The organism is Nitrosococcus oceani ATCC 19707 (assembly GCF_000012805.1).
Taxonomy (GTDB): domain Bacteria; phylum Pseudomonadota; class Gammaproteobacteria; order Nitrosococcales; family Nitrosococcaceae; genus Nitrosococcus; species Nitrosococcus oceani.
This window is the reverse complement of sequence record NC_007484.1, coordinates 3,033,270-3,042,896: the sequence shown is the minus strand read 5'-3', so window position 1 is coordinate 3,042,896 and position 9,627 is coordinate 3,033,270. Positions and strand designations below refer to the sequence as shown.

At 49.2% G+C, this 9,627-nt stretch carries 10 protein-coding genes and 1 tRNA gene; 1 reads left to right on the top strand and 10 read right to left on the bottom strand.

What is annotated here, in order from left to right; all coding sequences use genetic code 11:
* Nucleotides 1-11: 11 nt before the first annotated feature.
* The 5 genes from NOC_RS14270 to flgA all read right to left on the bottom strand — a co-directional run bounded on the left by NOC_RS14270 (nucleotide 12) and on the right by flgA (nucleotide 3,032).
* On the bottom strand, nucleotides 12-1,130 hold the full coding sequence (locus NOC_RS14270) for an RNA-guided endonuclease InsQ/TnpB family protein (protein ID WP_011331035.1): 1,119 nt from the start codon (nucleotides 1,128-1,130) through the stop codon (nucleotides 12-14).
* Nucleotides 1,131-1,261: 131 nt separating this feature from the next.
* Nucleotides 1,262-1,337: transfer RNA gene (locus NOC_RS14265), tRNA-Ala, on the bottom strand.
* A gap of 90 nt (nucleotides 1,338-1,427) precedes the next feature.
* A complete protein-coding gene (locus NOC_RS14260; RefSeq protein ID WP_002813044.1) occupies nucleotides 1,428-1,910 on the bottom strand; it encodes a flagellar protein FlgN in 483 nt (160 codons plus the stop codon).
* A 10-nt stretch (nucleotides 1,911-1,920) separates the two neighbouring features.
* Nucleotides 1,921-2,244: a flagellar biosynthesis anti-sigma factor FlgM gene (gene flgM, locus NOC_RS14255; protein WP_011331034.1), complete on the bottom strand. Its 324-nt coding sequence runs from the start codon at nucleotides 2,242-2,244 to the stop codon at nucleotides 1,921-1,923.
* A gap of 80 nt (nucleotides 2,245-2,324) precedes the next feature.
* Nucleotides 2,325-3,032 (bottom strand): flagellar basal body P-ring formation chaperone FlgA, encoded by a 708-nt coding sequence (gene flgA, locus NOC_RS14250; protein ID WP_002813271.1) that lies wholly within the window; start codon nucleotides 3,030-3,032, stop codon nucleotides 2,325-2,327.
* A gap of 264 nt (nucleotides 3,033-3,296) precedes the next feature.
* On the opposite strand from flgA, the gene NOC_RS14245 reads away from it, so the two are divergent.
* Entirely contained in the window at nucleotides 3,297-5,087 is a 1,791-nt protein-coding gene (locus NOC_RS14245; protein WP_002812647.1) for an EAL domain-containing protein, read from the top strand.
* Here the strand turns inward: NOC_RS14245 and gloA are convergent.
* The 5 genes from gloA to NOC_RS14215 all read right to left on the bottom strand — a co-directional run bounded on the left by gloA (nucleotide 5,071) and on the right by NOC_RS14215 (nucleotide 9,624).
* Entirely contained in the window at nucleotides 5,071-5,454 is a 384-nt protein-coding gene (gene gloA, locus NOC_RS14240; protein ID WP_011331033.1) for a lactoylglutathione lyase, read from the bottom strand. The genes NOC_RS14245 and gloA overlap by 17 nt on opposite strands.
* A 7-nt stretch (nucleotides 5,455-5,461) precedes the next feature.
* Nucleotides 5,462-6,355 (bottom strand): methylenetetrahydrofolate reductase [NAD(P)H], encoded by an 894-nt coding sequence (gene metF, locus NOC_RS14235; protein ID WP_002813173.1) that lies wholly within the window; start codon nucleotides 6,353-6,355, stop codon nucleotides 5,462-5,464.
* A 160-nt stretch (nucleotides 6,356-6,515) separates the two neighbouring features.
* Entirely contained in the window at nucleotides 6,516-7,829 is a 1,314-nt protein-coding gene (ahcY, locus tag NOC_RS14230; RefSeq protein WP_002813142.1) for an adenosylhomocysteinase, read from the bottom strand.
* Between the two features lie 78 nt (nucleotides 7,830-7,907).
* Nucleotides 7,908-9,119: a methionine adenosyltransferase gene (gene metK / locus NOC_RS14225; protein WP_011331032.1), complete on the bottom strand. Its 1,212-nt coding sequence runs from the start codon at nucleotides 9,117-9,119 to the stop codon at nucleotides 7,908-7,910.
* 325 nt (nucleotides 9,120-9,444) lie between these two features.
* Complete coding sequence (locus NOC_RS14215) at nucleotides 9,445-9,624, bottom strand: Trm112 family protein (RefSeq protein WP_002812993.1); 180 nt, start codon at nucleotides 9,622-9,624, stop codon at nucleotides 9,445-9,447.
* Nucleotides 9,625-9,627 lie beyond the last annotated feature (3 nt).

The window sequence follows — 9,627 nt, the reverse complement described above, 5'->3', positions numbered from 1 at the left end:
TGAACCTCGTCCTAAAGGGGGAGGCTTGTAGCTGTGCTCGGGCTATCCTTTGCCGTCGTCGCACGCATCACCATAGGCTGCATGACGTCAGCCCTTGCAGCAATATTGATCGCCGCATTGATATCCGCATTATCAGTGTATCCACAAGAGACACATTGAAAGTGGGATTGGGTTTTGCGGTTAGCTTTATCGGCATGCCCGCAGGCGCTACAGGTGCGCGAGGTATACCAGGGGTCAATATATTGAACAAAGACACCCGCAAGCTTCGCCTTATATTCGATAAAGGATTGAAGTTGAAAGAACGACCAACCGCTGTGCTTGGCCCTGTCGGATTTCCGAACCGTTGTCCGGCTGCGGATATGCTTCAACTCTTCCAAAGCAATTCCGCGTCCGGTGTCTTTAGCTTTCTCGACAAGACGCTTAGAAATAATATGATTTTGACTTCTTCGAAACTGCGCTTCCTTGCGTCGAATTTTCTTCAAATGCCGCTTAGCCGAGCGCGTGCCCTTAGACTGCAGTCGCCTACGCAAACGGTGGTAGCGCTGGCGCACACGCTCCACGGTAGAACCACAGAACGACCCGCCATCGGAATCAGTGGCCACTTTGGTAATTCCAAGATCAATACCAATAAAACCAGACGGGTCTATGGGGGGTGCTTCGGGTGTGTCGATGACGACCAACAAAAAGAAAGCACCCTTCACAAGCACCAGGTCGGCCTGTCCTTTGGCACGATGCCATTGTACGCGCTGGTATTGGCCCATCTGTATAGGAATAGACACGCGCCCTTGCATCGTTACAAGGCTGGCTCTATCCAAACCCTTAAAGCTCAGTATGCGCTGGTCATACACCACGGCACCCGTCGGCTTAAAGAAGCACTGCTTGGATTTATCTCGCTTGTAAGCTTCAACGACTTTGGCGATGGCGCGAATAGTCAATTGGGCCGACAAACCAAACTGCTTCCTAACATCCGCATACACAAGTTTTTGCAACTCAAATTTAGAGGCGCACTGTTCTCTAAAAGCCACTTCTGCAATGGCGTTACAAGCGTCATTAAAAACCCGCATGGTCTCTTTCAGGGCCGAGTGCTGAGTTCCATCAGGAAGCAATTTGATTTGGAGCGTTGTCTTCATAGTGATTTATGCTATCACAAAGGCAACGCTAGTCAACTTAGTTCTTATATAGGGCGCTTCCTCCCCGCCCTCAACGGCGAGGCTTCCGCGCTGAAAAAATGGTAAGTCAATGTTTTCTTAGTAAAAAACATTGGTGGAGCCGAGGAGGATCGAACTCCCGACCTTCGCATTGCGAACGCGACGCTCTCCCAGCTGAGCTACGGCCCCAAAAGATACGACTTGGATTTTACCCTGAAAAGACCAGGGTGTCATCCTGTGGGATAAAGGAGAGAGGGGCTGTAAGTATCCCATCCCGGCTCATACTCGCCCAAGGAGTGAGCGGGAAGCCGGTGCCGGGGACAGCAGATCGCCTTCAGGGCCATAGGCGGTAGATTTAAGGTCCTGCCCATTCAGTATTGCCAGGGTCCGCAGGGTATGATGGCGGCTGCGATTCATTAGGTTACCGTTGAATTGGTTTTGCTCACGGCATTGCCGTAGCCGCCCCTGCCATTGCTCCCAAAGCGTTGCAAGGGGGGAGTGCTCCTCAGCGGCGCAAGCTCTGATATGGGCTCTGATTTTTTCAGGAGCGGAAGGTAGCCCCGATATTCTAAGCCGCTCCTCATGAGCGTGAAAAACAGCTTCTAGGCTCGTTATCGCTGCTTGCTTCTTTTCGGCTGCGCTCTCAATTGCTAGCGCTTGTTTTTGGCATAGAGCAAGATATTCTTCTTGCAATGCTTGTCCGAGACCTTCAAGGCAGTTTAGCTCTTCCTGCAGGAGCCCTATCAGAACTTGCGTTGACATATTGGAATCACTATTTACTCAGACTTTTTTCCAGGGCAATCAGTTTATCGGCAATACGCTCGGAATCAATTTGATAGCTGCCTTCTAGAATTGCTTGCTTGATTTGCTCAACTTTTTGATTATCCACGACGGAAATACCAGCTAGGGATGCCTCTGTTTCTCTAAGTTGGGTAGTGGTGTGGGTCAAGGTAACCGTTTCCACCGCGGGCTGCCCAGTAGGAGAATCTCCTGCTGACTTAGGATGGGAAGAGGCTGGGTTAGTAGTCACTGATTCTGGCGATTTTTGCGCAGAGACACTACTATAGCCAGATATCCCATTGATTTCTGAGGACATTTCGGCTTTCTCCTTAGATCGTTTACCCATAGTTATCGGTGTTCTAGCGTTTAACTTTAAGTTGACTGGCATCCTGCCTATTACATTTGCACCTGTACTAAGCCGGCAGCGGTTACCGTTCCTTCGACAATACGTCGGGAGGAAGTGTTCCTGACACGAATATGTTCCCCCGCACCAGCATCCTCAAGGGCTTGGCCCTTCATGTTGACTTGCAGCCCTGGTGCTGTGGCCATTAAAATGACTTGTTGCCCCCGCCGGATAAGCTTGGGAATTTCTAACATCCCAGGAGTAATAATTGCGCCTAATCCCACCGGCCGCTTAAGGCGTTTTCCTACCGCTTGTGCTGGTTCGTTGAGATAACCTTGCCTTAGCTCGCTTAGATCCCGGCGCTCTAGACGCAGGTCGACTAGGCTCAAGGGAAAACCTGAGCTTATCGAATGGGTTGCAACTAGCACTTTACCATAGACAGCCATCTTGACGGACAAGTACACGGTCCAGGGTGTTTCTCCAGTACAGCGGACTCCCACGGTAGTATTGCCCCTAGGACGGCTGCCGCTGGGAAAGAAAGCCTTTAAGGGATGAGAGCATTTTGGAAGGCGTAAGCGCCGATCTAAAGAGCCCGGCGTCACTTCGATATTCCCTGGGAGGGACCTGGCCTGCTTAAGTACAAAATTGTGAGCTACTTCCTGGATTTCGGCTAAGGATTGATTATCCTTCGTTAATCCTAATCCATAGCTAGGAAGTAGGGCTAACAAGAAAAACCAAAATAAATAATAGAGAAAACACATAAAAAGGTTACGCCTAAATTCTGACCTCAAGAGGACAATTTTGCTGCTAAAGTAAGGCAGGGCCTATTCTAGCAACCCCAAAAACACTTCAATAGCATATCGGCATTAATAGGGTATTTTTGAGTCATGGGCTTTAAACCCGAGCTTCTGGAGTGGATATCCTGTGGCCCATTTGGCATCGGGACTTAATGGGGGTCGTTCCATGGCCTGTCTATGAAATAGCTAGGGGCTTTTTCCCTCTGATGGTGAGGACTAGGAATTATCATGAGCTTTGTTAATATTTTTTTCCAGAGCCTCGCCTATTTTCAAAAGATGATGGGAGGGCGCAAGGCCCAAGAGGCTTTTTTCTTAGAACATCAGCGGGCGCAGGTGACCCTGGAGTCAATTGGTGACGCGGTGATTACCGTTAATTGTAGGGGGCAAGTCGATTATCTCAATCCCTTGGCCGAAGAGCTGATTGACACTACCGCGACCCAGGCGCGCGGTAAATCCTTAGAGGAGGTAGCGTGCCTCCTCAATGAGGAAAGCTATTCTCATGTTATTGGCGATATCGCTACTTGGCTAGCGGAGGATCCTGTCGAAGGTCGCTCCTGTACGGCTTTACTGCGGGACGGACAGAATCGGGAATTAATCGTTCAAACATCTATTGCTCCCCTGCGTGATACCCAGAATCGCATTTTCGGCGCCGTCTTAGTACTGCGGGATATTAGTCCTTTGCGGGCGCTGGCAAGCCAGCTCAGTCATCAAGCAACTCATGATGCCTTAACTGGTCTTATTAACCGGCGTGAGTTTGAAGTTCGGTTGCGGAAGGCTCTGGATGATGTCCGCCAAAATGATACTTGCCATGTTTTATGTTATTTGGATTTAGACCAATTTAAGGTAGTTAATGATACCTGTGGGCATTTAGCCGGCGATAAGCTGCTTCGCCAGCTTGCAACCCTGTTGCAGGATAAAATTCGGGAATCAGATTGCTTGGCCCGATTGGGGGGCGACGAGTTTGGCGTGCTTCTGCTAGGGTGCGATTTAGCTCATGCGCGAAAGGTTGCGGAAAGTTTGCGAATTCTGATTCGTAATTTTCGTTTTAACTGTAAGGGGAATACCTTTCCATTGGGCGCCAGCATCGGTTTGGTTGCCATTGCGCAAGGAAGCGGCGGATTGGAAGAAGTGCTTAGCGCCGCGGATACTGCCTGCTATGTTGCTAAGGCTCAGGGGCGTAATCGTATTCATGTCTACTGCCTGGATGACCATAGCATTGAACGTCACTATGGTGAAATGCAGTGGGTGACTCGCATCCAGCAAGCTTTTGAGGGGAGCAGGTTTATGCTTTATCATCAACCCATCCATGCATTAAATGGCGAAGAGCACATTCGCCATTGTGAGTTATTGTTACGTATGAAAAGCGAGGATGAAAGTCTTATACCGCCTATGGCTTTTATTCCGGCCGCGGAACGGTATCGTTTAATGCCAGCCTTAGACCGTTGGGTAATAAGCAATGCTTTCCTTTCCTTAGGGGAGTGCTCAGTAGAGCAAGGGCTTATAGGTATTAATCTTTCCGGGCAATCGATATCCGATGAATTATTTTTGAATTTTGTAATAGAGCAATTGCATCAGACCTCGGTTAACCCCGAGGTAATCTGTTTTGAGATCACGGAAACGGCAGCGATTGCCAATTTTAATGGTGCTATTCGATTTATTAGAAAGCTTAAGGAGATGGGCTGCCGTTTTGCATTGGATGATTTCGGGAGCGGTTTGTCGTCGTTTAATTATCTGAAAAATTTGCCGGTTGATTACCTAAAAATTGACGGTAGCTTTGTTAAAGAAATGGTGGATGATCCGGTGGATCATGCTATGGTGGAGGCCATTCATAAAGTAGGTAAAGTGATGGGGTTGAAAACTATTGCTGAGTTTGTGGAAAATGAAGCCGTTTTTGAAAAACTCCGCCTCGTTGGGGTTGATTATGCCCAAGGCTTTGCCATCGGCCGCCCTCAGCCATTTTCTAGAATGTCCATGACGGATAAAGAGCAGAAAGGGAAATCTATTATTTTCGTTCGATAAGCTCGATTTTGTAACCGTCAGGATCTTCTACAAATGCAATGACTGTAGTGCCGTGTTTCATGGGGCCAGCTTCCCGCACCACTTTACCGCCACGCTTTTTGATTTCGGCGCAAGCCGCCGCCGCATCTGTCACCGCAATGGCAATATGGCCAAAGCCGTCGCCTAAGTCATAATGCTCCGTATCCCAATTATGGGTGAGTTCCAGGACAGTATGGGCGGTTTCATCGCCGTAGCCGACAAAGGCGAGAGTAAATCTGCCTTCCGGATAATCTTTTTGCCGTAGTAACTGCATACCAAGCACGTCAGTGTAAAACTTGAGAGAGCGTTCTAGGTTTCCGACCCGAAGCATGGTATGTAAAATCCGCATAAGTCACCTATATTTTGGTAACCGCCGATAAATTGGCAGGTTGGGTTTCCAACCCTAGGTTATCCCAAATAGCAAGGGTAGGGTCGGCTCGGTTTAAAGTATAGAAATGCAGCCCTGGCGCGCCAGCTTCCAGCAATCGGTAGCAAAGATCGCTGACCACATCAATAGCAAAGGCACTCATAGTAGCCGGATCGGGAAAGTCTTCCAACCGCTTGCGCAGCCAGCGTGGGATCTCCGCGCCACAGGCATCGGAGAAGCGGGCTAATTGTACGTAATTGTTAATCGGCATGATTCCAGGGACAATGGGGAGATCAATGCCTACGCTTTTGCAGCGTTCCACAAAGCGAAGATAAGCATCTACATTATAGAAGTACTGGGTAATTGCACTGTCAGCACCTGCTTCTACCTTATGCTTAAAATTGATGAGATCCGCCTGCGCGGAGCGCGCCTGGGGGTGCACTTCTGGATATGCGGCTACTTCAATATGGAAATAATCCCCCGTTTCGGCGCGAATGAATTCAACTAATTGGCTTGCGTAGTGGAAATCTCCGGGATCAACCATTCCCGACGGCAGATCGCCGCGGAGAGTAACTAGGCGCTTAACTCCCTGGTGTTGATACGCTTGCAATACTTCCCTGATGCTTTTTCGGCTGGAACCCACGCAAGAAAGATGAGGGGCCGCTTCAATACCGGTCTCTTTGGCGGCTGCTTGAATTTCTAAGATTGTTTCAAAGGTTCGGTCGCGGGTAGAACCTCCCGCGCCAAAAGTCACCGAATAGTAACGCGGATGGATGCGTGCAAGTTTTCGGCGGACCCGGCGCAATTTAGAAGCGTTTTCTTCACCCTTTGGGGGAAAGAACTCGCAGCTAAAAATTAACGGGTTGTTCTGTTGAGGTTGCATGATGGCATAACAAAGTCATAGGTAAATAACCGCCGGCGGCATTATTTCTTTAGCCGATTGTCGAACCCGCCTGAAGATCGTTCCCAGTAGGAGCGTACCGTTATGGGTCCGCTCTCTTCCGGTATTTTCCTGCAATTGCGTCAATACAGCCAAAATAGCCTTAATATCGATAATGATCTGACTTATAAGGTCCATCCATGGGAACGCCAATATACTTGGCTTGCTCTTCCGTGAGGGTAGTTAATTGAGCACCGATTTTCTGTAGGTGCAGGCGGGCTACCCGTTCATCTAGTTTCTTCGGCAAGACATAAACCCGCTTTTCGTATTTCTCTGGATTATTCCATAATTCGATCTGGGCCAGCACTTGATTGGTAAATGAACTGGACATGACGAAGCTTGGATGGCCTGTGGCACAACCCAGATTGACTAGTCGGCCTTCGGCAAGGAGGATGATGCGCTTTCCATCCGGAAAAATAATGTGATCCACTTGAGGCTTAATGTTTTCCCAAGGGTATTGCTCTAGACTAGCGACATCGATCTCGTTATCAAAGTGGCCAATATTGCAAACGATGGCCTGATTTTTCATCGCTTGCATATGTTCGAAGGTAATAACGTGGTAATTGCCGGTAGCTGTGACAAAAATATCCCCCTTGCTTGCTGCTTCTTCCATGGTGATGACCCGATAACCTTCCATCGCCGCTTGCAGGGCGCAAATGGGATCAATCTCGGCGACCCATACCGTGGCCCCTTGGCCGCGCAGTGATTGGGCACATCCCTTGCCTACATCGCCATATCCTAGGATCACCGTGATTTTACCTGCAATCATAACATCGGTGGCTCGCTTGATACCGTCCAGGAGCGATTCTCGGCAACCGTAAAGATTATCGAATTTGGATTTAGTCACCGAGTCATTGACGTTAAAGACGGGAACTTTGAGTGTTCCACGCTCCATCATCTCATACAGGCGATGAACGCCGGTGGTGGTTTCTTCGGAAAGGCCACGGACCTCATTTAAAAGCTCGGGATATTGGTTATGCATGACAGCGGTGAGATCGCCCCCATCGTCCAGCAGCATATTGGGGTGCCAGCCATCAGGCCCATGGATAGTTTGATCAACACACCACCAGTACTCTTCTTCTGTTTCTCCTTTCCATGCAAAAACCGGAATTCCTTTAGCAGCGACAGCGGCGGCAGCGTGATCTTGGGTGGAGAAAATATTACAGGATGACCAACGCACCTCGGCGCCAAGGGCGACTAGTGTGTCGATAAGGACGGCTGTTTGAATGGTCATATGCAGGCAGCCAGCAATCCGGGCGCCCGCCAAGGGTTTTCTCCCTTGGTATTCTTTTCGTAGGGCCATGAGGCCAGGCATCTCGGTTTCAGCGATGGCAATCTCTTTATGGCCCCAGTCAGCGAGGCCGATATCGGCCACCTTATAATCGGAAGTGAGATTTTCCGCGGTCTGTGTGCTCATAGGTTCTCCCAAATTATTTTGTTCGGGCCTGGCCCGTTATAGCAAAATTTATTCCCTAAATTTTCTTTAATTTTTTGGCTAATGCCTTTCAGACCGAACATTGATGATTTCGGCGGTGGCAGGGCCCAAGCCCGCTGCATCCCGGAGCGCCTCCGCTTTATCAGTTTGTTCCCAAGTGAATTCAGGTTCTTCCCGGCCAAAATGGCCATACGCTGCGGTCTTTCGGTAAATGGGGCGGATCAGATCCAGCATTTGTAGAAGCCCCACCGGCCGCAAATCAAAGTGAGCCTGGATTAGCTCCACCAGGCGTGATTCCGCGATTCTACCCGTACCAAAGGTATTCACACTCACTGATGTGGGTTCAGCTACCCCAATAGCGTATGAAATTTGAACCTCACAGCGCTCGGCCAAGCCTGCCGCCACGAGATTTTTAGCAACATAGCGGCCCGCATAGGCAGCAGAGCGGTCTACCTTGGAGGGGTCCTTGCCCGAAAAAGCACCGCCTCCATGGCGCGCCATTCCTCCATAGGTATCCACGATGATCTTACGTCCGGTGAGTCCACAATCTCCCATGGGACCGCCGATGATGAAATTGCCGGTAGGATTAACATGGATATTTTCAGAGCGGCAATGGGCAAACCAGTCGGCGGGCAGCACGGGCTTAATAATAGTCTCGATAACCGCCTCACGCAGGGTGGCTTGGCTAATCTCGGGGCTGTGTTGGGTGGACAGGACGATGGCGTCGATGGCTACCGGGACATCATCTTCGTAAAGCAAGGTGACCTGGCTTTTGGCATCCGGGCGCAGCCAAGGCAGTTCGCCATTTCGCCGTATTTCGGCTTGGCGCTGCACCAGACGATGAGCATAAGTAATGGGCGCAGGCATCAAAACATCGGTTTCATCGCTGGCATAACCAAACATCATCCCTTGATCGCCCGCACCTTGATCTTCTTCCAGTTCTCGGTCGACCCCTTGGGCAATGTCAGATGATTGCTTGCCGATAGCATTCACAACGGCGCAGGTGGCCCCATCAAATCCGATTTCTGAGTGGTTATAGCCAATTTCAGTGATGGTTTCGCGGATAATTTGTTCATAATCGATATGAGCCTGGGTTGTGATTTCACCTGCCACTAGCACCATACCGGTTTTTACGAGGGTCTCACATGCTACTCGCGCTCTTCTATCCTGGGCTAAAATAGCATCAAGAATTACGTCCGAAATTTGATCTGCAACCTTGTCCGGGTGGCCCTCGGAGACCGATTCTGAAGTAAATTGTCTAATTTCCTTCATATGGATATATTCATCCCCTTCTTAAGAATTTTGGCAAACTTTAGCGGTACTATGGTAAGAGCACAAGGGAAGATTAGGTAGAAAGATGCGTGCTGCAGTCTACTTAAACTTAAACTTAGATATTTAAATAAATATGAGCCCTGATGAGCAACATTAAACATGCTATTGAATTTATCAGAAATTTTATTCCACCTTAGCCTGCTGCCACCGCGCATTTGCTCTTTAAAAAAGCGGAAAGAAATGCTTCTCCGACATGATCCTTTAGAGTATGCCAGCTATTTATCGAACTGCAAGCTTTTTGATTGTGAATATTATCTTGGCGGAGCTAGATTTCCTCTTCGGGATCGAACTGCCGCGCTTGCTCTTCGAGCATGACCGGAATGTCATCCCGGATAGGGTAGGCCAGGCGGCAAGCCTTACAAATCAGTTCTTGGTCTGCTTTCTTATAGATCAATGAACTTTTACATACGGGGCAAGCAAGTATCTCGAGTAATTTTTTATCCATGAA